Origin of the sequence: Pseudomonas fluorescens (assembly GCF_000968015.1) — a bacterium.
Taxonomy (GTDB): Bacteria; Pseudomonadota; Gammaproteobacteria; order Pseudomonadales; family Pseudomonadaceae; genus Aquipseudomonas; species Aquipseudomonas fluorescens_W.
In genome coordinates this window covers 1-23,840 of the sequence record NZ_LACH01000063.1, presented here as the reverse complement: position 1 = coordinate 23,840, position 23,840 = coordinate 1, and the positions used below count along the sequence as shown (strand labels likewise).

Sequence of the window (23,840 nt, the reverse complement as noted above, 5' to 3'; positions counted from 1 at the left end):
CAAAGAGGATTTATGCCATTCGTATTCGAGAGCGTGCTCAAAGACAAAAACATGGGGTACTCCTATACGGCGGAGAAACCAATAAAGCCGCAGGCGGTGACTCGTGTAGCTTTCGTGCTTTTGAACAATTTCTCGATGATGTCATTTACCGGCGCTATCGATGCACTGGTGACCGCCAACCTGATTAGCGAGACACCGGCATTTGAGGTGTTGACAGTCGGCATCAAGAGCCGTCTGGTCATGAGCGATCTGGGAATTGCGATTTCGGCAGACCTGGAGCTATCACAACTTCCGGATCGTATCGACGTTCTCATCGTCGCCGGTGGTTTGCGAGTGAAGCTGATTAGCGACCCGCTATTACGGCGCAAGCTGCGTAACGTCGCCTCCCTTGGCGCGACCATGGGCGGTTTGTGGAACGGGGCATTTTTTCTGGCGGAAGCTCAGCTAATGGACGGTGTCGAGTGTGCTTTCCATCCAGACGGGCGAGCGATGATGGAGGATGTTTTTCCCAAGGTGCTGGTCTCTTGTCGAACGCACGTAATCGATCGAAACCGTATCACGTGCGCCGGCGCCAGCAGCTCGTTACGAATGATGCTGGAACTCATCACCGCCAAACAAGGCGTGTCGCTGACCCATGCTGTCGAGGAAATTCTCAGTTGCGATCAAACCTCTGAAGTCTCTGGGATATCGACTGTCATTGTTGACTCTGACCCCACCTTGCCACAAACCCTGAAGCTCGCTTTAGAACTGATGCAAAAGAACATCGAAGAGCCGCTATCGATCGATGAGCTGGCTGAATGTGTGAACATTTCCCGACGGCAATTGGAGCGTCGCTTCTGTCGTTTCGTGGGCGCCACGCCCACACGCTACTACCTTGAGCTGCGCTTGACTCGAGCACGCCAGCTTATTCTGCAGAGCAATCGGCCAATCACCGATATCGCGATTGCGACCGGCTTCTGTAGTTTCGCCAACTTCCATATGCGTTTTCGTGACTTCTTTGGCGTCGCGCCAAGCAGTTATAGAGCAACGTATGAGCGCAGGCGCTAGGTGTTCCGAAACCCAGGCCCGCCAAAAACACACAAGAAACCCGTACTGTCTAAGCCGAACAAACGATGGCTAGCATCATCGATAAGGATTACCGAGAATTATGAATGCTCCATCGCCGGTGTTGGTACCCACGGCTAACTACAGCGAGCGGATGTCTACTCGCATCGCCTTCCTTATCGCGGGTTTACTCATGTCCGCATGGGCGCCTCTGGTCCCATTGGTGAAAGCCCGCGCCGGCCTGGACGATGGTGGCCTGGGGTTGCTGCTGCTTGGCCTGGGCGGTGGATCTATTGTGGCCATGCCTTTCGCAGGTTATCTCACTGCACACTATGGATGCCGCCCGGTCGTCATCTGGGCGACGATTGTCTTGTGTGCCGTTCTTCCGCTGTTGAGCACCGTAGTGTGGCTACCGGGCCTGGTCATCGCTGTCATTATCTTCGGTGCCAGCATGGGGATGCTTGATTGCGCCATGAACATACAGTCCGTCATCGTCGAGAAAAACAGCGGCCAGGCACTTCAATCCGGCTTCCATGGCCTTTACAGCGTCGGAGGCATATTGGGCGCCGGGGCGATGACCGCTCTTCTGACCTTGGGCCTGCATCCGTTGATTGCTGCGCTCTGCATCGTTGCCACCGTTTTGGGAGCACTTTACAAGGCAGCGCCTGCTTTTCTGACTTATGGCACTGAACGGGGTGGACCCATGTTCGCGGTGCCCAGGGGCATCGTGCTGTTCTTAGGGGCGCTCTGTTTCATCGTCTTCCTCACTGAAGGCGCAATCCTCGACTGGAGCGCGGTTTTCCTGGTCTCGAGCCGAGGGTTAGAGCCGAGCATCGCCGGCTTGGGCTACGCATCCTTCGCCGCTGCGATGACGGTGGGCCGCCTGACAGGAGATGCCATCGTCAGCAAACTAGGTGGCGTGCGCGTCGTTGCGCTTGGCGGACTCTGCGCAGCCGCAGGCATGATCGTGTCGCTTGGAATCGACGGCTGGGCCGCGTCCCTGATTGGCTACGCTCTGGTCGGTGCTGGATGCTCAAACATTGTCCCTGTGCTCTTTACTGCTGTAGGCCGCCAGCAACGTATGCCACAGGCGGTAGCCATCCCTGCTGTGATCTCGATGGGCTACGCGGGGATCCTGATAGGTCCCGTATTTATCGGGGCGGTCGCCCATCTGAGTACCTTGTCATTCGCTCTTGGCTGCGTAAGTGTTCTGCTGGTTTTTGTCAGTGCGACAGCTCGATTACTTCGAAATTAACGGATCTTTTCAGACGTAATTTCTGCATTGCCCATTGTGAACGGGCTCAGTCGTTCAGAAAGCCTGGAGAAATCACGAAGGATGTATCACTGAATTATCAAAGGGACCTGCCAAGTATGTACAAGAGGTAAAACGTCATGCAGTTGTACCCACAGATGTCGGAACAAGAACTCCTGATACAGGGAGTGGTGATGCGGGAGGCACTTGTGCGAATCCTGGCCCGGCATTCTCAAGTGAGTGGTGTTGATGGCGTGGATGCAGAAATCTGTGTTCGCTCATTGAGCAATGCGCACCTGGACATCGGCTTGCCTCCCTTCTCGGGCGCCTCCCTGCCCGCTTGCCTGGAACCCACGGTAACGCAGGCATTGGCTGATGCTCCCCGAACGGAACGGGACTTCAAGATTCTGCTGTCGGCTCTTGAGGCCCTGCTGTCCAGCAGTCGCTGGATAAGGCGATCCGCTTCAGAAGGGGACGATGCTGCTTTCGAAGAAAAGCACCGACATGCGCTGATTCTCGGCAAGGGCGCACTGCTTGAATGTTCGACTATGACAGTGGGGTTGGCGGTCATGGAGCCCGAACTTTGCTATCCGTACCACAAGCATCCACCTGCAGAGTTTTATGTCGTTTTATCGGAAGGTCACTGGTACCGAGAAGATGTCGGCTGGTGGAATCCCGAGCCAGGCGGCGTAGTGTTCAACCCACCCTCCGCTGTCCATTCCATGAGGTCAACCGACAAGCCGTTGCTGGCACTTTGGGAACTTTCTTATGCAGTGGATTGATGCACCGACAATCAGCAAACTGCTCGACTATCCAAGCTTATGTACCGCAGTCACCCAGGCACATAGAGAACCGCCCCCCGTCATCGCCGATCTGAGTCTGGAGCCCCTGGTAGCAGGTACCGGTGACATGGCAGGCTCACTCATCGAGGCATTCACCGCATTGAGACCGTCATTGCGCCAGGTTCGTATCTGGAACCGCAGTAGATCTCGCGCAGAGAAACTGGCTGCCGACCTTCAAATACCCGGTGTTGAACTTACTGTTGTCGATGATCTCGACGCGGCATTACCTGCGGCTGAAGTTAGCTGCGCCGCAACCATGAGCGACCAGCCGTTGATCCGTGGCGCCCAGGTTGCACCGGGCACACATGCGTGAAGCTGATAACGATGTCCTGATTCGCGGCCAGCTCTATGTGGACTACCGACCTACTGCCCTGGCGAGTGGCGAGTGGCGAGTTCCAGCGTCCGTTAGCGTCAGGCGTGATCTCGGTGGACGATATATTTGGCGATCTCTTTGATCGGTGCGATTGCTCGCGCCCCGAAGAAAAGACAATTCGATCAGTGCCGCCATTCCCGAACGAGCCACACGGCCCCGACGCTCAGCGTTTAGTAGTCCGAAGGGGATGAAAGCGAAGATCTCCGACAACACAGGGGCGCGTCCGCAGAGGCTGCGCTGAGCAGACCTGCCGCATTTGGCCGCTTCAGGACCGTGTCAGGACCGTGTCACGGGTCTGTACTTCCACTTCGATACTGTCGTCGTCAATCGCCGAGTTATCGGCGTTGAGTGGCAGCTTGAAGGTGGCCTTGGTTTCCAGGTGCGTCTGGCAGTTCATGCAACCTTCGACGTGCCAACGGCTGAGGATCGGCCGGGTACTCTCTCACTGCCTGCGTTCCTGTCGATTACGGAATCATCCCGGGCATGCACCCCGTTCAGGCTGTGCTGCATAAGTCGTAACCGCGTCAGGGTCGTGCTGTAGCTTTTCTTGTACTTGCGATTCGAGCATCGCACGTAGCGCGTCTTTGTCGGGCCGAGTCAGCAATTTGTCACTCCTATCAGATGCGTGCGGATGCTGAAACCGGAGTGATACATAAATCAGTGCGCGAGCCGATGGACGATGATGAACGTCTACCCACCTACCCCGCTGGCCCACCGGGATAGCTCGGGACGGGTCCCTTGGCCCGACAGGCAAGCGCGGCAGACTGACCAAGGAACGCCTCCGAGACCGAATCACGCGAGCTTTATGGCTCCGCCCTGGATATCGTCACGCGCCATTCGTAAGTCAATAGCGTCCTGGTTGAGTCGGTGAATCATGTTGAGCAACCGTTGGCGTAGCACTTCGTCTTGGAGCTGCTCTGCTGCGCGCATCATATCGAGCGCCGCAACCTCATTGTTATTGGCGACGGAGTCGAGCAGTTTGCGCATGCTTCTTAATGGTCGATTCATCTCCAGCTCCCTGGATTTCAGTGACGCGAATCATATGGCCAGAATGTTTCGTCAGTATTTCAGCTGCACGAACTGGCTTGAATCACCGGCTCCGGCTCATTTGACGCTAGCTGGAGGGACAACCTGAGGGGGTCGATTACGCTTGTTGCAACCCGTGATTGATGAAGCTAAGCGGCTCGTTCCAGAGCATCCAGCAAACCAAAAAACTCCCGAGAAAGCTTATGCCGAGGGGCCAAATGAATGATGGGTACTGAAACCTCGTGAGATTCGCGCATCTTGACGGAGCTGCTTAGGTACACCGGCAGCACAGGTAAACCTTCGGCCAACAGCTCATCAACGAGATTTTGGTGCAAGCCGGTATGCCCGGTGAACTGGTTGACCACCACCCCCTCTACTTTCAGTGATTCATTGTGATCAAGACGTAGCTCCTCTACCTGCGCGATCACGCGATACAGCGCCTGGCGAGAAAAACTGTCGCAATCGAATGGGATCAGCAAACTGTCCGCAGCCACCAGGGCACTGAATGTGTAGAAGTTGAGTGACGGAGGTGTATCGATATAGATGCGCTCATAATCCTCGGACAGTTCAACCAGTAGCTTGCGCAGCTTATTGATCTTGTATCTGGACTCGAGTTTTGACTGGAGGTCTGACAGCTCAGGGCTCGCAGTCACCAAGTGAAGGTTGTCGTAAGAGGTCTCAGTTATGACCACGCGACTCCTTCTACCTTCGAAGCCGCCGGATAGTGTTTGTTTGAAAAAATCGGCGATGCCCGAAGGGATGCTCTCGTTGATCAGGCCCGTGAGATAGTGTGTCGAATTTGCCTGAGGATCGAGATCAACCAGCAGCGTTCGGTAGCCTTCGGCAGCACTCGCGGCGGCAAGATTGCAGGCAATGCTGGATTTTCCAACGCCCCCTTTCTGATTGAATACAACACGACGCATGGGGCTTGCTCATCCATGAAAAAGGCCAAAGGCCGACTGAAAGAAGGTGTAATAAGTCATGTCAATTCTATGACCGTAATGTTTCAGTTTTACGACTGCGATTGACGGAAGGGCTGAGCTAGAGGGATGGCCTGGCGATGCGACGGCTCGAGCATGTGGCGAGCACCCGCAAGTAACGCTATTCCGTCAGCTACACTAAATCGGTACATTTGCGCACCGAGACTTCCATCATGGCGACCAAAACCGCAATCGTATTCGCTGGCGGCGGCAGTTTGGGTGCGGTGCAGGTGGGCATGTTGCGGGCCCTGGTTGAGGCCAATGTTCGATGCGATATGGTGGTTGGCGCTTCGGTAGGCGCTATCAACGGGGCCTACTTTGCCGCAAGGCCCGATTCCGATGGCGTCGAGGCGCTCGCCGGATTCTGGCGGGGTCTGTGTAAAACTGACATCTTTCCCCTCTCCTGGTTCGATACCTGTAGAGGACTGATCAAACGGCGAGGCTTTCTGTTGCAGCCGGCGGCTTTGAAGCGACTGCTGGATCAGGCATTACCCATCCACCGCATTGAGGATGCGGCGTTGCCCCTGTACATCGTCACCACCGACCTGCTCAGTGGCGCCGAGACGGTTCTGTCCAGTGGCGAACTTGAGCAGGCGTTACTGGCCAGCGCTGCCATCCCACTGGTGTTCCCATGCGTACAAATCGCCGATCAGTTCCTGGTTGACGGCGGCGTGGCAAGCAATACACCTATTTCGACTGCCGTAGCCTTGGGAGCCACCAACGTCGTGGTCATCCCTACCGGGGTGAGTTGCGCCCTGACACAACCGCCCCGAGGCCTGGTCGCCTTAGCCCTGCACACCGTCAATCTGATGAGCATGCGCCAACTGGTGAGCGACATCGAACACTTCCGCACGCTCACCAGCCTGCACATCGTCCCGCCCTTGTGCCCTGTGGATGTCTCGGTGTTCAACTTTGACCAGACCGAGTCTTTGCTGCAGCGCGCCTATGAGCAGACCCTCCAGTGGCTGGAAGGTGGAGGGCTCGAACGCACCAAGGTACCCGGTGCCCTGACCATCCATTCACATGCCCATGAGCATTGAGTGATGTGAGTTACCGATAAAAGAGGCCCTCAACACTCCGTGCAGTATTGCGAGAGTACCTGGAGAGGTTGAGCATGCCCCACTTGGATGTCGACCTATGCCGAGTGTCCCGTGAGCACTACATCACCGGGAAAGCCGCGATCAATTTCCAGCCACTGGAGGCTTGATCGAGATGAATCCCCCCTCCTACCACCCGCGAGATCTCCCAGGTGCTGCAGAGTGTTGCGCACGGCACACACATCCGTCCCCTAATCCAACACCCTCCTGAGAAAGAGGTCGCACCTAACTGGAGAAGCCGGGCCCATCTGCCCAAAAAAGCGATTTCTCCATCTTGGGCTACTGTCTCAACATAGTTGGGTGTTGGGTAACCTGAGAAAGGAACACAGGATGCTTTATTTTCAGGAGATGCTAGGCATTGCCGTATTCTCAATAACCGGCGTGTTGGCTATCCAAAAAGCCGATGTCGATTTGTTCGGCGCTGTGGTGCTTGGCATCATCACCGCAATTGGTGGTGGCACCCTACGGGATCTGCTGCTGGATTTACCGATCTTCTGGATTGCAGATTTCAATTACATTTGGGCTGCGTTGCTCGCCGCCCTGCTTGCGTTTTTTCTAACCCAACGATTACAACGACGTTACCGCCTGTTGCTCTATCTCGATGGTTTGGCCGCAGCACTGTTTGGGCTGGCTGCTACTGAAAAAGTGCTGGCATTGCACCTTGCCGCGCCTTTGGCGGTGATGATGGGAGTGCTGACCAGCATTGGAGGTGGTATAGCACGCGATGTCCTGGCTGGAAGAGTTTCGCTGTTGATGTCACGAGAGATATACGCTACGCCGATCTTGTTGGGGTGCACCCTCTACGTCGTGTTGCGCAACCTGTTCCCGTCGGTCTGGGTCGCCGGTTGGATCGCTTTAATTTTCACTTTTGGCCTGAGGTTTTTGGCCATTTACCTGCATCTTCAAATGCCAGCGATTTTCTCTACCAAGCAGGGATAATTCGTCCGGAAAAACGGCACTGTCGGGGCTCTTGAGATCTGGCAGCGCTACGCGGATGGTAGCGGCAAAGATCTGATATCCAAGGGTCATCATCCAGAATCATCACTCGCATTCTACGAATGCCTGTCCTGCCAGCATGTGCGTGGACAGGTGACTAAACTAAGGAGCGCCTGGATATCAGCTTTCCATCCACGGCGGGCGGGTATCAAAAAACGCGATCCTACCAACCCAATCAGTACCTCCAAAAGACGGGTGTGAGCAGCACCAGCACGGTCAAAATTTCCAGCCGTCCCAAGAGCATGCCGACCGTCAGCAACCATTTTGCGGCATCTGGCAAGGTCGAGAAATTGCCCGCGGGACCAATGATCGTGCCCAGCCCGGGACCAACGTTGCATACTGCGGTGGCTGCACCGCTTAAGGCAGTCGTCCAATCAAGACCGATCAGCGCCAACCCCAAGGCAATGCCACCGATGGTGATGGTGAAAAAGAATGAAAAGGTCAAGAGCGAGCGCGCGATGTCTTCGTCGATGGGATGGCCGTTGTATTTTTTCCGAATCACCGCACGAGGATGAATCAGTTGTTTCAGGCTGCCCATCAGCAATGAAGAGGCTACTTGAAAGCGGAAAATCTTGAGTCCCCCCGCCGTAGACCCGGAGCAACCGCCGACAAAGGTCAAATAGAAAAACAGCAAGACAGAAAAGCTGCCCCATAAGGTGTAATCCCCGAGGGCCAATCCCGTGGTGGTGACCACCGAGGTTACATTGACGGCCACGATACGAAACGCTTCCCACCAGCTGTAGTCACTGTTAAAGCACAACCACGTACCAAATAGCAGCCACGTGATCACCAGAAAACCAATGAACCCTCGCACCTGATGGTCTTTTAATAACGCACTTTTGTTGCCCCGTAGTGTGGCGACATACAAGGTAAAAGGCAGGCTGCCGAGAATCATGACGACCACGGATACCCAATGAATAGCCGGTTGAGGCCAGTGCGCCAGGGATGCATCCGAGGTTGAAAAGCCGCCGGTTGAAATAAATGACATCGCATGATTGATCGCTTCGAAAGGCGTCATTCCCGCGATCCATAGCGCCAGAGTGGACACCCCGGTCAGCCCGAGGTAGAGCACCAGAATATACTTGGCCGCGATGTGAGAGCGTGGTGTCACTTTCTCTGACCAGTCTGAAGATTCTGTCTGAAACAAACGCATGCCGCCGACTCGCAACAAAGGCAAAATCGCCACAGCCATGCCGATAAAACCAATTCCCCCCAGCCAGTGCAGCATCGAGCGCCAAATCAGTAATCCTGGAGACGCGGTATCCAGCCCCGTCAAAATCGTCGAGCCCGTAGTGGTGATACCGGACATTGTTTCAAAAAATGCATCGGTGTAGCTGATGTGATGGATGAGCACCATCGGCAAAGCCGCAAAGGCGCAGACGACAACCCAACTGGCCGTGGTCAACAGGTACATATCTCGTGGACGAAGTTGGGCAACCTCTGGACGCCCGCGAACAATCAGCATCAGCCCACAGACGAAGGTGGTCAGGCTCGACCAGAGAAACGCCGACAGATCATCACTGCGGTCATAAGCCAGCAGTGTAACCATGGGAATCACCATGCTCACGGCCAACGTGATCAAAAAAACACCCAGGATAAATCCAATAAGCCGCAGTACTGCAATGGACATAAAAAACGCCTGTTTGATGAGCGCCGCAAAGTATCAATTGACTCAACATGGCTGCCCGTAAAACTCACCGGTGGAACTGAGTTCATCTGATCGTCATTAGCTATCTGCGCGAACGCTGAACCGCGGCAAGCGCAAAAAACGCATCGAGGTCGCTGATGCAGCCATTGATCGAGTCGCTGTAGAGCGTCGAGTCGAACGTCTGAAGGTACGGCTCAACTGGCCGAGCAGCAGGACGATCTGATTCGCCAGCAAGCCCATGTGGATCAAGCGGCAGCGATACAGCAAGCACCGCCCTGGCAATGCTGCCAAGTAACCCACTCCATCCAGGTAAATAATCGATATAGGCTATTTTTCAGTTCACTCGATTGCGCCCGTTACGCTTGGCTTGGTAAAGCGCATCATCGGCGCGAGTCAGGAGGCTCTCCAGGTTGTCACCCGTTTTGGCGAGAGCGACACCAAAGGACGCAGTGATAGTGTCGAGCACCTTGTCGGTGCCACGAGCCTTGATCCGCAACGACTGGATTTTCAGACGCAGCTGCTCAGCGAAAACATGGGCACTGGTGATATCGGGGCACTCCTGCAGGATCACGCAGAACTCTTCACCGCCATAACGCGCCGCCATGGCTTTGGGTGACAGTGAGTTGAGTAGCACCTGACCGACATGTTGGAGTACACGGTCGCCTAACGGGTGCCCGTACTGGTCATTGAATTGCTTGAAGTGATCAATATCCAGCATGACCAGAGCCACACCCTGTGGGGCGTTGCTCAGCGCTTGCCCCAGCAACCGAGTGAAGGTGTCTCGGTTGAGTACCTGAGTCAGACCGTCCAGCGTCGCGGCCAGCTGGGTGCGTTCCAGCTTGTCTCGCAGGCTTTTAATCTCATGTTGAGCCGCGTGCAGCTGGGAGAGGAAAAGCTCTTGCTGATCCTGCATGATCTTGGTGCTCTGTTGCAGCTCGCTAAGTATGCTGGGCAACCCTTTGCTAACCGGCTCCTCAAGCATTTCCAGGCAGTGCCCAAGGCTGGCCTGAAAGTTGAGACTACCGTTCACGCTACACGAGACGTCGCGCTCCATGTCGTCAACCAGATTGATCGCTTGTTGCTGCCCGGCGCGGGCGTCCTCCAATTCGCTGCGAATGATGTAGTCGCGAAAAAGCTTCGCAGCGGATTCCGGAGGGAAACTGTCGAAGTCTTTGACAACCCTGTCCAGGTGGCGATTGAGTTCTGGATCCAGGCCTTTGCTGTAGGTGTACCAGAGGGCATAGTGCACCGGGTTGGGCGGGATATTGTGACGCACCATCAGAGGTATAGCTTGCTTCAGCAGGGCCGCCGCCTCGCGGGTGTCCTCTGGATATAGCGCCAGGGCAGTCGCCCGCTTCTCTGATTGGCTCATAACGTCACTGTCGTTGTTTATTTTTGCCGAATATACAGCAAGAGTCGCTTAACCATGCATCTGACAAACGACCACCCTACCGCGAACCCTCCCCACCCAAACTGAGCGGCACCGAAGCGCTCCCTGAAGGCCAATGGCAGAAACAGGTCGAGCCTTCCCCGACCCTGCTATTCCGCCGAACCTTCAATGGCCATCGAATTCACTATGAGTGGCCTTATGTCACCGAGACGGAAGGCTACCCGGGTTTGGTGGTGCATGGTCCATTGATCGTAACAGTCTGGGACAGGGTCATTGTCGACCTGGAAGATGCCGTGCAAGAAAACCTCAAGGAACAGGCCAGGGGTAACCTGGAGCGCTTCTTTACACCGAAAAACCAACCACCTAAAGCTTCAACGGAGCCGTAAATACCTGCGTCCAGGTGGTTGTGTGCGGCTGCTCTACGGTCGAATGATCGCCGGCAGCGCTGTGATCAGCACCGGATTTTTACTCCGAAGAGAAAATGTAAATCCATGGCAGTGATACATTCGCCCTTTTCCAGGAGAGAATAATCATGCAAAGGATTATCGCAGTGGGGGCGCTCTTGCTGGCCTTGGGCGGTTGCGCAACATCACCTATGTCGGTTTCTGAAGCACGGCCAGTTCCTGCCGATAAGATGTATGCACTCAAAGACCAGGGTACGAAAGATTCGGGACGCCTGACCGTTTTTCGGGATGACGTGTTTGTCGGTGCGGGATGTGACGCCGTGCTCTACATTGATGGTCAGCGCGCAGCCAAGATAGGTCCAGGGCAAAAAGCATCTTTCATTTTGCCTGCCGGTGAAGTGAATCTCGGTACCGGGCTCGCCGAGTCTGGATTATGTGCTGGCGCCGCGATCAAAACTGTCGCGTCCAACATCAAGCCAGGGAAGGAAGTGATTTATCGAATCAGCTGGGATACGCAAGGTTTTTACCTGGGCCCCTACGTTGAATATCGACGTTGAGCCCAGACAGTTCCAGCCTGTTTCGCACGCCACACCGTCGACCGTAAGTGTTGAAACCAACACAGCGTGGCGTTTTTCCACCTCGTTATACCGATGACCTGGATTTGCGCCATTGGGGATGCCGCCTTCAAGCCAAATGGCTATCGATGGTGTATCGCCCAAAGGGTTTGTCCAAGCCCCCCAGGGGGCTTTTTGCGCCGGCTGGTCAGTAGAGAGTAAGCGGATGGCTAACACATCTTTACTTCGCTCTCACATCTATCCGCCTTCCACTGCTATATAAGGCTCAGTCTCGCCAAGCGGTGTGAGTAGGTTGTGGGAGCGATGCGATCATTTGATCAAAGGCCGCTACCGCATATCTTCCATCAAGGCTTTTCAAGGTCGGCATTTCTGAAGGAAAACCGAATCGCACTCGGCCGGGAAGTACCTTTTCGATGGCCGAGTACCAGTTCAAAAGAGCGGTTTGGAGGCGCACGTGTAGCTCGAATCTACCCCGTCGGCGGTTCGTGTCTGCTTGAGCACGCTGCCGCGCGAGCTGCGGATCGATGCTGCCGACAATGTAATAGTCAGCGAAGCCAATCCGCCTTTGGGCTATCGTTTCTCGTGTAGCCGCCAACTCCAATCGCCAGTCGCGTTCGCTTGCCTCGCCGATCTGCCAGAGGCTCCAAATGTAGTGGAGCTTGAGGGGGTCGCTGTCGCACAAAGCCCACGAAGACATTTCTTCCATGGCGAGCGCTGCCTGCCAGCGATCTACGTTTCGCTCTGCCCAGAAGGTTGCCGCTCCGACTGGGGCTTGTAGTCGATCCGGCTCGTCCTTAAAACGTCCATTTTCAGGAATGACATGTTGCCCTCCATGCTTTTCGCACCAGGTGGTTTTCCCGCTAGCGCTGATACCGTCGACAACTAAAATCATCGTTCTGACTGCTCCGCAAAATGCATCATGCTCCTGTAAGCCTACAGGCATCCGTGTGACTTATGCAGGTATCCACCCAGCCTTGAGCGAGGGGAGCTGGCGTGGGCCGCCCTGAATAAGGGCCTGGATATCGCCTGGAACGCTACCGATCTGAACAGCTGGATTAAACAGGCAGGGTAAGCTGAAAATAGCTAATGCATGGCGAGGCAGCGAACCGACCTGACGGATCGAGCACCGCCGTCCATTCACGGAGCACTCATGGCGACATCCCAGGACAAAGGAACCACGTCAATCGCACTGGTGCACGAAGCCCTCTACAGCGCCAGGCAACGAGACATCGAGGTGGCATTTGCATTAGAGAAAGCCGACATCGACCCTCAACTGCTGGACGCCCCGCGAGCAAGGGTTTCTGCCAGTTCATTCGCTCGTCTGTGGGTCGAGTTGGCGGACCTGCTGGATGACGAGTTCTTCGGTATCGACAGTCATCCAATGCGACGTGGCAGCTTCAAACTGATGTGCCATGCCCTTCTTGATTGCGACACGCTGGGCCAGGCTCTACAGCGAATGCTTTCGTTCCTGCGGCTGGTTCTCGATGATCTCCATGGTGAATTACACACCAAGGAAGATCACGCCTTGATCATCCTGCAAGATCACGGGAGCTTGCGGCGTCTGTTCGCTTATGGCACCTGGTTTATCCTGGTCCATGGCTTGGCGTGCTGGCTGGTCAACCAGCGTATTCCATTGCTGGCGCTCAGTTTCCGCGCCCCAAGGCCTGCCGATGAAAGCGACTACCGAATGCGTTTTTGTGAAGCGATTCAATACGATGCCCGAATGACCCAGGTCATCTTCGACAAGAAGTTCCTGGACATGAAAATTGCACAGACGCCCGCCAGTCTCAGCACTTTTCTGAAAGAGTCCCCCGCCAGCCTTTTGGTCAAATACCGTAACGACGACAGTATCAGTGCGCAGATAAGACGACGCTTGCGAGGGCTGAGCCCGGACAAGTGGCCAGAAAGGGACGAGCTGGCGCTGGTGCTTTGCATGTCCAACTCTACCCTGCAGCGCCGGCTGCAAGCAGAAGGCACTCATTATCAAAACCTCAAGGATGATTTACGTCGCGACATGGCCATCGACTTGCTCTCGCGTGGCGACCTGACGGTGACCGAAGTCGCGGCACAAACCGGATTTCAGGAAACCAGCGCTTTCCACCGCGCATTCAAAAAGTGGACGGGGGTCAACCCTGGCGCCTATCGGCGCAACCATTCAGACGAGTAGTGTCGCTTTACCGAAACGACGCACCGCCCCCCTTCCCCGCTCGATAAACGCCGGCCAGGAACCCGCTTTCCTGGCAACCGCGCGCGCTCTTCAAACATGCCCAAACAGCTCACACAAGTTGGCGCGCCCAGGCATGGGCTGCCCAAAATCGTCTACCTAGAATGGCCAGGAAACCGCGGCTATCTCGATGTATGCAGGCAAGTGCACTTCACCAAAAAAAATAAAATCGAAGGAGACACGATATGCAATCAGTGAACGTCTATACGCTCGCAGGCGAATCAACATTCAACAGCTTCCATCGGCTGATTCTTTTCTGGTGCGTGCTGATATTGGTCATCGACGGCTATGACCTCGCCGTTGTTGGCGCTGCATTGCCCGCCATCATGCAGGACATGGGTATCGACCCCACCAGCGCAGGCATCATGGCCGGCTCGGCATTGTTGGGAACGATGCTTGGCGCCATCTTTCTGGGGACGTTGGCCGACCGAATCGGCCGACCTAAAATGATCGCCATCTGCGTTGCGTTGTTCAGCCTGTTCACGGCGGCTGCAGGGCTCACCAGCGACCCGATCAGCTTTAGCATCGCCCGCTTCATCGCCGGACTGGGAATCGGTGGCGTTCTGCCGATCGTGACCGCGCAAATGGGTGAGTTCTCGCCAGCGAAACTTCGTACCCGGCTGGTGACCTTAGTCTTTGCAGGATACTCCGTGGGCGGCATTCTGGTCGCACTCACCGGCAAGCAACTGATCGAAAGTCACGGTTGGCAGTCCGTCTTTTACGTCGCCGGCCTCCCCGTGCTGTTGATCCCGTTTATCTTGAAGACCATGCCGGAGTCGATGGCGTTCTTGCTCAAACAGGGCCGCCAGCAAGAACTGCGAGTCCTCATCAAAAGGATCAGTCCCTCTTATCCATTGGACAGCCAGGCGGTGCTGGCGGGTAATCCTGCCGAGAGCGAAGCCTCGCTCAACACTCCGATCAAAGGGCTGTTCAGCGAAGGCCGCGGCTTCAGCACGGTGATGATCTGGGCAGCGTTCATGACTGGACTGTTCATGGTCTACGCGCTCAATTCATGGTTGACCAAACTGATGGCTATGTCAGGCCACAGCCTGGGTTCGGCGCTCAATTTTGTCATCGTTTTCAACGTAGGTGCGATTGTCGGTGCGCTCGGAGGCGGATGGCTCAGCGACAAGTTCAACATCAAATATGTGCTGGTTTCATTCTACGTGGTCGGCGCGGTGGCACTGACCGTGATGGGCTACACACGCTCGACCGAGTTGTTGTTCGTGGTCGTCTTCATTGTCGGCGCCTCCACCCTCGGCACTCAATTGATTGCCTACGCCTATGCGGGCGATTTCTACCCGACCTCAATCCGTTCCACGGGCGTGGGCTTCGCATCCGGTGTCGGCCGTATCGGCGCAATCATTGCGCCAGTGCTGATCGGCTGGCTCGTCTCGCTGGCCTTACCACTCGAACAGAACTTCATGGTGATCGCACTCGCAGGCCTTATGGGTGCCTTGGCGGTCACGTGTGTAAACCAGGCACGGGCGGATTCCACACAGGTCAGCAAAGCGCCAGCGTTGTCTCGCTGATCGACCGTCTGTAGTCCAGATCTCGTTGTCGTCTGACTCCAATCAGTTGAAGGATGTGTCCCTTGAATCGCTTGTCACTACCGCCGCTGTCAGCGCAAGAATTAAAGCGCACTGTCGACTGGGCAATCGCCTCACGTCGCAGTGTCAGAGCCTTCCTGCCGACGGCCGTGTCGCGTGAAGAAATCGAAGCGATTCTGGACATCGCACGCTTCAGTGCCTCGGGGGTCAACATGCAACCGTGGCGCGTTCACGTCGTCACCGGCGACGTGAAGGAACGTCTGTCGGTGGCGATCGAAGCCATCGACAACGATCCGCAGCTCAGTAGCGAGATGCAAGATCCCTACGAATACTACCCGCGTGAGTGGGTCATACCCTACGTTGATCGCAGGCGCAAAGTGGGTTGGGATCTCTACGGGCTGCTGGGGATCGCCAAGGGTGACAAACAACGCATGCACCAACAGCACGGACGCAACTACCGGTTCTTCGATGCACCGGTAGGCCTGCTGTTTACGCTGGACAAAGTGCTTGAGCAGGGCAGCCTCCTGGATTACGGCATGTTCCTGCAAAGCGTGATGGTGGCGGCCCGCGGTCGAGGCTTGCACACGTGCCCGCAGGCTGCATTTCTCAAATATCACACAGTCGTTTCAGAGGTTCTGGGCATTCCAGCCGGGCAAATGCTGGTGTGCGGCATGAGCCTTGGCTACGCCGATCCCGCGTCCATTGAAAACACGCTGGTCACGGCCCGTGAGCCGGTCAGCGCTTTCGCCGTTTTTCATAATAATAAGGAGACCTGTCCATGATTACTGGTGCCTACGCTCACGGACTCGATCAGAGTCCGGCGAACCATGTCCCGCTGACACCCCTCGGCTTTTTGGATAGAGCCGCACTGGTTCACCCCGAACGCGTCGCCATTGTCCATGGCGAGCTGCAGAGGACTTGGGCGCAAACCCGCGAGCGCTGCTACCGGCTTGCATCGGCGCTGGTAGGCAGAGGGGTGCTCCCAGGCGATACGGTCTCCATCATCTCGCCCAACACGCCGGCGATGATCGAAGCGCATTTCGGGATTCCGTTATCGGGCGCCATCCTCAACACGATCAACCATCGCCTGGACGCCGAAGGCATTGCGTTTATTTTGCGTCACAGCGAATGCAAGTTGCTGCTGGTCGATTGTGAATACATGGCCGTTACCTGCGCGGCACTTGAGCGACTCGAATGCCGCCCGGCAGTGATCAACATTCGCGATCACTTGGCCGCCGTGTGTGCCGACTCACAGGTGCCCGACTACGAAACACTGCTCGCCGAGGGCGACGAGAATTTCGAAGGGCTATGGCCGAGTACCGAGTGGCAACCTATTGCCCTCAATTACACCTCGGGCACCACCGGAGACCCGAAAGGCGTGGTAGTCAGCCACCGTGGCACCTACTTGATGAGCCTGTTACAGATGACCAATTGGTCGCTCCCGCAAGCGCCTCGATACCTGTGGACATTACCCATGTTCCACGCCAACGGCTGGTGCTTTACATGGGCGATCACGGCTGCGGCCGGCACTCATGTGTGCCTGCGCAAGGTATCGGCAGAAACGGTGTTCGACGCGATTGCCAAACACCAGGTTGATCATTTCTGCGCGGCACCCACGGTGATGGGCATGATCGCCAATGCATCCGACTCCCCCGCGCTGCCCCACTCGGTTCGCGTATTGACGGCAGGTTCCCCGCCACCTGCAACTGTGCTGGACGCGGTGGTATCGATGGGTTTCCAGGTTGACCATGTGTATGGCATCACTGAAGTGGCGGGCACGCCGATCAGCTGCGTGTGGCAGGACGGATGGGATGAGCTCCCCGATCGAGAGAAAGCGAAAATGCGTGTTCGACAAGGCGCACGTGCTGCAGCATTTGAAGGGTTGATGGTCGCGGACCCGCAAACGCTACAACCCGTCCCCCATGATGGCCAGACCACCGGCGAACTGCTGCTGCGAGGCAATACCGTGATGATGGGCTACCTGAAAAACCAGACCGCCACGCAAAAGGCATTCGAGGGCGGCTGGTTTCATACCGGTGACGTCGCGGTGGTTCATGCAGATGGTTACATGCAGATCACCGACCGCTGCAAGGACGTCATCATTTCGGGCGGTGAAAACATCTCTTCGGTCGAAATCGAAGACATTCTCCATGGTCATACGGCAGTACTTCATGCCGCCGTGGTCGCGCAGCCGGACGATAAATGGGGCGAAGTGCCCTGCGCTTTTATCGAACTGAAAAGCGAAGCCCTCTCCCCTACAGAAGCGGAACTCATCGCGTATTGCCAGACACGCCTGGCCCGTTACAAGTGCCCAAGCCGGGTGATCTTCATGGAGCTTCCGAAAACGGCCACCGGAAAAATCCAGAAGTTCATTCTTCGCCAACAGGCCGGCAGTCGGGAAGCCATCGTGCGATTGGCTTCAAGCGGCTAACACCGGTGTGATCCCGGATCACGCTGCCCCTACACAACTGACACCCACACATTAATCAACGTGCGGAGCGCAGCCGCGTCGCTCTTTCAGGGAGATGTGCGCGCTGCAGACACCAAAAACAACAACAAATGGTGCATTAGACATGTCAAAAAAACGCATGACGTCGTTCTCGACAATCGTGTTCACGTGCGCGGCCCCCAACGCCTTTGCAGACTTCATCGGTGACACGCAATCAAGCCTTGAATTGCGCAACTTTTATTACAACCGTGACTTTCGCAACGACGGCGCCAGCCAATCCAAACGCGATGAATGGGGCCAAGGTTTCATCTTGAACGTGCAGTCGGGCTTCACCGAGGGCACGCTGGGCTTTGGCGTCGATGCGCTCGGCCTGCTCGGGGTCAAACTGGATTCCAGTCCCGACCGGACCGGTTCCGGCCTGCTGGCTTTTGATTCGCAGCGCAATGTGAATGACGAGTACAGCAAGCTCATTCCAACCGCCAAGGCTCGCCTGGGGCGCGGCGAACTACGCATCGGTGGTCTCAATCCCGTACTGCCCCTGTTATCCAGCAACAACAGCCGCCTGCTCCCACAGGTGTTCCGCGGTGGAATGCTGATCTCTAAAGACCTCGAACCTTTGACCTTCAGTGCTTTACGCATTAATGCCGTGAAGCAGCGTAACTCGACGGACTTTGAATCCCTGACCACGTTCGGCTACAAGCCGGTACAGGCCGATCACTACACTTATCTGGCCTTTGACTACAAAGCGATGCCGCAACTTTCGCTCAGTTATCATGTGGCTGAGCTGGAAGACCTCTACCGCTCTAACTTCTTCGGTTTGAAGTTCGAACAACCGCTGGGAACCGGATCGGTGATCTCCGACGTTCGCTATTTTTCTGCCAATGAAACAGGAGATGAAAGCCTGGGTGAAGTGGACAACCGAACGCTCAGTACGATGTTCTCCTACCGTCAGAGCGGCCACACGTTCGGCGTCGGCTTCCAGAAAGCCTGGGGCGATACGTCGTTCGCCATGGTCAATGGTGCTGATACCTATCTGTTCGGCGAATCGCTGGTCAGTACCTTTACAGCACCGAACGAGCGCGTCTGGATCGCACGGTACGATCTTGATTTCGCAGCCGTCGGCTTGCCCGGCCTGACCCTGGGCCTGAAGTATGTAAAAGGCGACGAAGTAGACCCTGCACGTTTGGGAACATCCCAGGCTGCCAACTTGCGATCTCTAGGGCAGGATGGCAAGGAGTGGGAGCGCGTCTCCGACATCACTTACACCGTACAAAGTGGCCCGCTCAAGAACGTCTCGGCACAGTGGCGCAACTCCACGAATCGCTCCACCTACGCCGACAGTGCCAACGAAAATCGTCTGATCTTTCGATACACCTTCAAGTTCTGAATGACCTCTCTGATCGATGGCCGCACTCAGATACTGCGTGCGGCTATGGGCGTGACCTCGCAATCCCTCGCTTCGTCACGCAAATTTGTTTTGCAAACCACCATGTCACTTCGCAGCTGTGCGATCAGTTTCGCTATAGCCCGACGGGATGTGAGCTTTATTCCTGGCGCATGCACTGACGATACGCTGGGTCGTTCCGATTCGCCTCCACCTGAACGTGCCGTATGATTTATCGTGCATAGTGATGCACGTCCACACTAGGCCAGCGTCCTCGCCCTAACAGCGCCCATTGTCGAAATTCTTTCATTGAGATTTTGGCAATTTAGCCATCACCCTCCTCTTCAACAGGCTAACTTTACCCTGGAGCGAGATGCAGAGGACGCCAGCGATTAAACCGTGCTATTTCAATGACCGAATCCAGGGACTGACGTTTTGGAAAAATCACGATCGGGAAGCGCAAAATCAGATCGAGCCGCAACAGCCGAAGGGCGCCAAAGTTCGTGGCGCACGCTCGTTTTGCCAACCAGTATTTTGCTAACCGGGATCGTGCTTTCCGTAACCCTTGGTACCTTGCAAGTACGAGAGGAATCACACGAAGCGAAAGCCCAGGTCATTTCCCAATTAGCTAACGTGCGGGCACATCTTGAGAGCGAAATTCGCTCTACCTTTGATGTGACAGAGGGTATCGCACAGCTACTGACGCTGGATGGAGGGATTACTTCTGAGCACTTCGACGGAATGTCGAAGCAGGCAATGGCATCACAACCCCATATCCACCACATCGCGCTTGCTCCCAACGATGTGGTGCGCAACGTCTTTCCCCTCAAAGGAAACGAGGGAGTTTTAGGCTTGGACTACCGCAAAATACCCACTCAATATGGAGCGGTTTTGCGGTCTCACGAAACAAAAGCCCCACTTTTAGCCGGGCCTGTTGAGTTGGTTCAAGGAGGTAGAGCATTCATCCATCGTCGCCCGGTCTTTGTCGGCGATTCTGGAGGTGAAGGCCAGTATTGGGGCAGCGCTTCTGTCGTTGCCGATGTGGACCAGCTACTCGACGCTGGCGGGATGAATCAAACTACCAGTCTGCAGGTAGCCCTACGCGGTCAAGATGGATCCGGTGCCAAAGGGGGGATGATTTTTGGTGACTCTCAGATTTTTCTGAAAGAAGCGATAACCACTGCTGTCGACGTGCCTGGTGGCACCTGGCAACTTGCCGCATTACCTAAAAATGGATGGCCGGCCAGCCCCCTCGTAAAATCCCCTCTCTTTCTTTTTGCCCTCACCTGCACGGGATTTTTTACCTATTTCGCAGCACAGCTCAGTAAAAGCCACAGGGTGATCCGTCAACGTCATACCGAACTTACCAAAGAAATCGAAGAGCGCCAGGCCGCCGAATTATCTCTGACGCAAAGTGAGGCTCGCTTCCGCGCCCTTTTCGAACGCTCACCCGATCCAATCTGCATCCTGGGTCGAGGAGGCATTTGTACCGATGCGAACGCTGCGGCAATAAAGGTCTTCGGTTTTCAGGATTTAGCGTCGCTCCACAGGGTCAAGGCAACCGACATCTCGCCTACGTTGCAGGGCGATGGCCAAGCAACGGAGATCAAAGCTCAAGCAATGCTGGAAACGGCTCTGGAAAACGGCGTTCATCGCTTCGAGTGGCTGCACAAACGAGCTGATGGGACTGTCTTTCCTGCCGAAATAACACTCTGTACGGTGACCCTGTCAGGCAAGCCTATGATTTACGCGGTGGTACGCGACATTTCCGATCGGAAAGAAGCTGAGGACGCGTTACTCACCCAAAAAGCACTACTACTGGATATCGTCGATAACGCCCCCTCTCTCATTTACGTCTATGACATCGAAGGAAAACTTCGGCTCTGTAACCACATGTTTGAACAGGCTGCCGGCTTTACATTTGAGGAGATGGAAGGCAAGTCACGCGAAGAACACCTACCCGTTGAAGAAGCCAGGATCCTGCGCAAAAACGATAAAAAAGTCCTTTCGACCGGGGGCATTCTTCGCTTTGAGGATCAGCTCAAAAAAAATGGAAAGACACAAACTTACTTGACAACCAAGTGCGTGCTAAGAGGAACTGACGGGCAACCCACAGGGATCTTGGGGATTTCCACGGACATTACAGGAATCAAACAAAACACCGAGCAACTTCGCCTCGCAGGCATCGTCTTAGATCACACGGCTGACGGCGTGATCATCACTAACGCACGTGGCCACATACTGTCTGTTAACGCTGCCTTCACAAAAATCACAGGATTTAATGCAGAAGAGTCGATAGGACTCAAACCAAGCATTCTGATGACCGAAAAACAAGACAACGCGTTTTACCGCAACATACTTAAAAGCCTGAAATTGACCGGTTTTTGGCGTGGGGAACTCTGGAATCGAAGAAAAGATGGAGAAATGTATCCTGAATGGCTGACCATTAACACCGTCCACAACGATGCGGGAAAACTGACTCATTACGTGGCTGTGTTTTCTGACATTTCAGCAATCAATCAATCGCAGTCTGATCTTGAACGCATGTCGCATTACGATCCAGTGACAGCATTACCTAACAGATCGCTGTTCCATGAAAGGTTGCAGCACTCGCTTGACCTGTCGTTGAGTTACAACCAAGCGCTGGCCGTGGTTGTATTGGATCTTGATGGCTTTAAAACGGTAAACGACAGCCTGGGCCATTCAATGGGGGACTTGCTTCTACAGCAGGCAGCGACTCGATTCCTATCGTGTGTACGATCAGAGGATACTGTTTCTCGTTTAGGGGGCGACGAGTTTGCTTTGATTCTGAATAACCTGACTGACCCCACGGATGCCATCATCATTGCGAAGAAGCTCCTCCTGTCCCTCCAGGAGCCTTTCGACTTAAAGGGGGTTTCGACCCTTCTGACTGCCAGCATTGGAATTTCGGTCGCGCCTTATGATGCCGAAACGCCTGAGCAGCTGCTTAGGCAAGCCGATACGGCAATGTATGGAGCTAAAGAAAGCGGACGCAATGACTATCGCTTCTACCAGCCTGAAATGACCTTGCGAGCTCAAGAAAGAATGAACAGCGAGCGCTTCTTGAGAAGAGCGGTGCTTAATCACGAGTTCGAAGTCTGGTATCAACCAAAAATCAATCTCTCAAACAATGAAGTCGCAGGGGCAGAAGCGCTCGTTCGCTGGCGCGATCCAATTCATGGTTTGGTATCCCCTGCCGATTTTATTCCCTTGGCGGAAAGTACAGGATTGATCATTCAAATTGGCGAGCACGTTATCGACAGGGTCTGCAGCGATATCAGGCGATGGACTGACCTGGGCATTCCGCACGGTGTCATCGCGGTAAACGTAGCGGCGTTACAAATTGATCGAAGCGACTATGTCGAAACACTCAGGAGCGCGTTAGAAGAATATGACCTGCCTGCAACTGTCTTAGAGGTAGAAGTGACTGAAAGCTTGATGATGGCGAGCCCGGAGCATTCCAGAGAGGTCTTGAGCGCACTACAAAGCCTTGGGATAACAACGGCCATTGATGATTTCGGTACGGGATATTCATCCTTGGCTTACCTCAAACTATTACCCATCAATAGCCTGAAAATTGATCGGTCCTTTATTTCTGATTTGCCTTCTGACAAAAGTGATGTCGCCATCACCAAGACGATCGTGGCGCTAGGACATGCTCTTGGCTTCAAAATCATTGCAGAAGGTGTAGAGACAATCGAACAAAACACTTTTCTGAAGGAAATAGGATGCGACCAGGGACAAGGTTATCTTTATGGACGTCCGATGCCGGCAGTAGATTTCGAATCCTGGTTAGATAAGAAATCAACTTCGTGAAATTTTACCTACTCGCTAAATCCATGAACCGGATTCCGGCGCAACCCTATTGTTGCAGGACTCCGTCCAATCCCATCCCCGAGTCCGGGCAGCTCTACAATTTCTCCTCCTCGCGCTACAGCACGATGAAACCGAAACCCTCATAGAAGCACTGTCAAAATGCTGTTCAGATAGAGAGGTGGTTTTCATGAACAATGTACAATCCATCGCTGAGTGCGAATACGCGCCTACGCTTGATCGATGATCTAATGGCTGCACGAAAAGGTATCAGGTCACCCATACACCCTATGTTGATTGCTACCTTTCCATAACGCACTAACCGCATGCATCCAGAGGGCGTGTGCAGATCAGTCGTAAAAGGACAACTAGATGCTCGGACGCAAACAGTCAACACACAAGGCCGACAGCTCCACTGAACCCTACCCTGCGAAAGCTGTGCAGGCTGGAGCAACGTTCCAACTCACAGTGAGCTTCATGCTGGTGGTAATTGTCGCATTCGTGGCCGTGGAGGGTTGGCGGACGTGGCGCGACTATCGTTCAGCCTTTGCATCTGCCCGCGACTCCGTGACGAATCTTACGCGTGCGACGGCTCAACACGCGGAAGATACCATTCGGCAAGTAGATGTCCTGACCGCTGCGCTTGGTGAGCGGGTGGAAGGCGACGGCTTACAGAGCATCAACGTCCCTCGCATCCACAAACTATTGGTTCAGCAATCCAAAATAATGCCCCAGTTGCACGGGCTTTTTATTGGTTCTTCACGGAATCCCG

At 54.9% G+C, this 23,840-nt stretch carries 19 protein-coding genes and 3 pseudogenes; 16 read left to right on the top strand and 6 right to left on the bottom strand.

From position 1 onward, the window contains the following. Positions 1 to 12: 12 nt before the first annotated feature. From VD17_RS25850 to VD17_RS31295, 4 genes are all read left to right on the top strand, one after another. Positions 13 to 1,047 carry a GlxA family transcriptional regulator gene (locus VD17_RS25850; RefSeq protein WP_033061684.1) on the top strand — a complete coding sequence of 345 codons (1,035 nt, stop codon included), beginning with the start codon at positions 13 to 15 and terminating at the stop codon, positions 1,045 to 1,047. Between the two features lie 100 nt (positions 1,048 to 1,147). Beyond that, entirely contained in the window at positions 1,148 to 2,299 is a 1,152-nt protein-coding gene (locus VD17_RS25845) for an MFS transporter (RefSeq protein WP_046056301.1), read from the top strand. Between the two features lie 137 nt (positions 2,300 to 2,436). Beyond that, positions 2,437 to 3,078, top strand: coding sequence for a dimethylsulfonioproprionate lyase family protein (locus tag VD17_RS25840; protein WP_046056300.1), 642 nt, complete (start codon positions 2,437 to 2,439; stop codon positions 3,076 to 3,078). Continuing rightward, positions 3,065 to 3,451 (top strand): hypothetical protein, encoded by a 387-nt coding sequence (locus VD17_RS31295; protein ID WP_052962739.1) that lies wholly within the window; start codon positions 3,065 to 3,067, stop codon positions 3,449 to 3,451. The genes VD17_RS25840 and VD17_RS31295 overlap by 14 nt, the downstream gene beginning before the upstream one ends. A 325-nt stretch (positions 3,452 to 3,776) precedes the next feature. Here VD17_RS31295 and VD17_RS32745 read toward each other — a convergent pair whose 3' ends face one another. The 3 genes from VD17_RS32745 to VD17_RS25825 all read right to left on the bottom strand — a co-directional run bounded on the left by VD17_RS32745 (position 3,777) and on the right by VD17_RS25825 (position 5,460). Further along, a complete protein-coding gene (locus VD17_RS32745) occupies positions 3,777 to 3,908 on the bottom strand; it encodes a hypothetical protein (protein ID WP_259674593.1) in 132 nt (43 codons plus the stop codon). A 395-nt stretch (positions 3,909 to 4,303) separates the two neighbouring features. After that, complete coding sequence (locus VD17_RS25830; RefSeq protein WP_046056299.1) at positions 4,304 to 4,519, bottom strand: hypothetical protein; 216 nt, start codon at positions 4,517 to 4,519, stop codon at positions 4,304 to 4,306. A gap of 167 nt (positions 4,520 to 4,686) precedes the next feature. Beyond that, positions 4,687 to 5,460, bottom strand: coding sequence for a ParA family protein (locus VD17_RS25825; RefSeq protein WP_046056298.1), 774 nt, complete (start codon positions 5,458 to 5,460; stop codon positions 4,687 to 4,689). A gap of 230 nt (positions 5,461 to 5,690) precedes the next feature. Between VD17_RS25825 and VD17_RS25820 the strand changes: the two genes are divergently transcribed. Both VD17_RS25820 and VD17_RS25815 read left to right on the top strand, forming a co-directional pair. Next, positions 5,691 to 6,557, top strand: a complete 867-nt coding sequence (locus tag VD17_RS25820) for a patatin-like phospholipase family protein (RefSeq protein WP_046056297.1) — start codon at positions 5,691 to 5,693, stop codon at positions 6,555 to 6,557. A 387-nt stretch (positions 6,558 to 6,944) separates the two neighbouring features. After that, the gene (locus tag VD17_RS25815; protein WP_046056296.1) at positions 6,945 to 7,553 is read left to right on the top strand and encodes a trimeric intracellular cation channel family protein; all 609 of its coding nucleotides are present in this window, start codon (positions 6,945 to 6,947) and stop codon (positions 7,551 to 7,553) included. Between the two features lie 232 nt (positions 7,554 to 7,785). Here the strand turns inward: VD17_RS25815 and VD17_RS25810 are convergent, their stop codons facing one another. Both VD17_RS25810 and VD17_RS25805 read right to left on the bottom strand, forming a co-directional pair. Further along, positions 7,786 to 9,240, bottom strand: a complete 1,455-nt coding sequence (locus VD17_RS25810) for a TrkH family potassium uptake protein (protein WP_046056295.1) — start codon at positions 9,238 to 9,240, stop codon at positions 7,786 to 7,788. Between the two features lie 352 nt (positions 9,241 to 9,592). Next, on the bottom strand, positions 9,593 to 10,630 hold the full coding sequence (locus VD17_RS25805; RefSeq protein ID WP_046056294.1) for a GGDEF domain-containing protein: 1,038 nt from the start codon (positions 10,628 to 10,630) through the stop codon (positions 9,593 to 9,595). Positions 10,631 to 10,707: 77 nt separating this feature from the next. On the opposite strand from VD17_RS25805, the pseudogene VD17_RS31865 reads away from it, so the two are divergent. From VD17_RS31865 to VD17_RS25800, 3 genes and pseudogenes are all read left to right on the top strand, one after another. Further along, positions 10,708 to 10,908, top strand: a pseudogene (locus VD17_RS31865) (FAS1-like dehydratase domain-containing protein); the annotation flags it as partial. Positions 10,909 to 10,911: 3 nt separating this feature from the next. Next, positions 10,912 to 10,989 (top strand): annotated as a pseudogene (locus VD17_RS32740) (hypothetical protein); the annotation flags it as partial. Between the two features lie 191 nt (positions 10,990 to 11,180). Further along, positions 11,181 to 11,609, top strand: coding sequence for a hypothetical protein (locus VD17_RS25800; protein WP_046056293.1), 429 nt, complete (start codon positions 11,181 to 11,183; stop codon positions 11,607 to 11,609). A 283-nt stretch (positions 11,610 to 11,892) separates the two neighbouring features. On the opposite strand, the gene VD17_RS25795 is transcribed toward VD17_RS25800, so the two are convergent. Further along, the gene (locus VD17_RS25795) at positions 11,893 to 12,519 is read right to left on the bottom strand and encodes a hypothetical protein (RefSeq protein WP_046056292.1); all 627 of its coding nucleotides are present in this window, start codon (positions 12,517 to 12,519) and stop codon (positions 11,893 to 11,895) included. A gap of 258 nt (positions 12,520 to 12,777) precedes the next feature. Here VD17_RS25795 and VD17_RS25790 point away from each other — a divergent pair, with 258 nt between their 5' ends. From VD17_RS25790 to VD17_RS25760, 7 genes and pseudogenes are all read left to right on the top strand, one after another. Next, a complete protein-coding gene (locus VD17_RS25790) occupies positions 12,778 to 13,794 on the top strand; it encodes an AraC family transcriptional regulator (RefSeq protein ID WP_046056291.1) in 1,017 nt (338 codons plus the stop codon). A gap of 242 nt (positions 13,795 to 14,036) precedes the next feature. Next, entirely contained in the window at positions 14,037 to 15,383 is a 1,347-nt protein-coding gene (locus VD17_RS25785) for an MFS transporter (protein WP_046056290.1), read from the top strand. A gap of 62 nt (positions 15,384 to 15,445) precedes the next feature. Beyond that, positions 15,446 to 16,183: a nitroreductase gene (locus VD17_RS25780; RefSeq protein ID WP_046056289.1), complete on the top strand. Its 738-nt coding sequence runs from the start codon at positions 15,446 to 15,448 to the stop codon at positions 16,181 to 16,183. Then, complete coding sequence (locus VD17_RS25775) at positions 16,180 to 17,832, top strand: AMP-binding protein (RefSeq protein ID WP_046056288.1); 1,653 nt, start codon at positions 16,180 to 16,182, stop codon at positions 17,830 to 17,832. The genes VD17_RS25780 and VD17_RS25775 overlap by 4 nt, the downstream gene beginning before the upstream one ends. 142 nt (positions 17,833 to 17,974) lie before the next feature. Beyond that, entirely contained in the window at positions 17,975 to 19,237 is a 1,263-nt protein-coding gene (locus VD17_RS25770; protein ID WP_046056287.1) for an OprD family porin, read from the top strand. Positions 19,238 to 19,669: 432 nt separating this feature from the next. After that, on the top strand, positions 19,670 to 23,071 hold the full coding sequence (locus VD17_RS31290; protein WP_185753224.1) for a bifunctional diguanylate cyclase/phosphodiesterase: 3,402 nt from the start codon (positions 19,670 to 19,672) through the stop codon (positions 23,069 to 23,071). Positions 23,072 to 23,440: 369 nt separating this feature from the next. After that, positions 23,441 to 23,840: pseudogene (locus tag VD17_RS25760) on the top strand (diguanylate cyclase); the annotation flags it as partial.

Bases quoted from the DNA above. Each gene is read 5' to 3' on its own strand.
- VD17_RS25830 (WP_046056299.1), bottom strand. From the start codon at position 4,519: ATGAATCGACCATTAAGAAGCATGCGCAAACTGCTCGACTCCGTCGCC.
- VD17_RS25775 (WP_046056288.1), top strand. From the start codon at position 16,180: ATGATTACTGGTGCCTACGCTCACGGACTCGATCAGAGTCCGGCGAAC.
- VD17_RS25790 (WP_046056291.1), top strand. From the start codon at position 12,778: ATGGCGACATCCCAGGACAAAGGAACCACGTCAATCGCACTGGTGCAC.
- VD17_RS25850 (WP_033061684.1), top strand. From the start codon at position 13: ATGCCATTCGTATTCGAGAGCGTGCTCAAAGACAAAAACATGGGGTAC.
- VD17_RS25785 (WP_046056290.1), top strand. From the start codon at position 14,037: ATGCAATCAGTGAACGTCTATACGCTCGCAGGCGAATCAACATTCAAC.
- VD17_RS25845 (WP_046056301.1), top strand. From the start codon at position 1,148: ATGAATGCTCCATCGCCGGTGTTGGTACCCACGGCTAACTACAGCGAG.
- VD17_RS25840 (WP_046056300.1), top strand. From the start codon at position 2,437: ATGCAGTTGTACCCACAGATGTCGGAACAAGAACTCCTGATACAGGGA.
- VD17_RS32745 (WP_259674593.1), bottom strand. From the start codon at position 3,908: ATGAACTGCCAGACGCACCTGGAAACCAAGGCCACCTTCAAGCTGCCA.
- VD17_RS31295 (WP_052962739.1), top strand. From the start codon at position 3,065: ATGCAGTGGATTGATGCACCGACAATCAGCAAACTGCTCGACTATCCA.
- VD17_RS25800 (WP_046056293.1), top strand. From the start codon at position 11,181: ATGCAAAGGATTATCGCAGTGGGGGCGCTCTTGCTGGCCTTGGGCGGT.
- VD17_RS25815 (WP_046056296.1), top strand. From the start codon at position 6,945: ATGCTTTATTTTCAGGAGATGCTAGGCATTGCCGTATTCTCAATAACC.
- VD17_RS25820 (WP_046056297.1), top strand. From the start codon at position 5,691: ATGGCGACCAAAACCGCAATCGTATTCGCTGGCGGCGGCAGTTTGGGT.
- VD17_RS25810 (WP_046056295.1), bottom strand. From the start codon at position 9,240: ATGTCCATTGCAGTACTGCGGCTTATTGGATTTATCCTGGGTGTTTTT.
- VD17_RS25770 (WP_046056287.1), top strand. From the start codon at position 17,975: ATGTCAAAAAAACGCATGACGTCGTTCTCGACAATCGTGTTCACGTGC.
- VD17_RS25825 (WP_046056298.1), bottom strand. From the start codon at position 5,460: ATGCGTCGTGTTGTATTCAATCAGAAAGGGGGCGTTGGAAAATCCAGC.
- VD17_RS25795 (WP_046056292.1), bottom strand. From the start codon at position 12,519: ATGATTTTAGTTGTCGACGGTATCAGCGCTAGCGGGAAAACCACCTGG.
- VD17_RS25805 (WP_046056294.1), bottom strand. From the start codon at position 10,630: ATGAGCCAATCAGAGAAGCGGGCGACTGCCCTGGCGCTATATCCAGAG.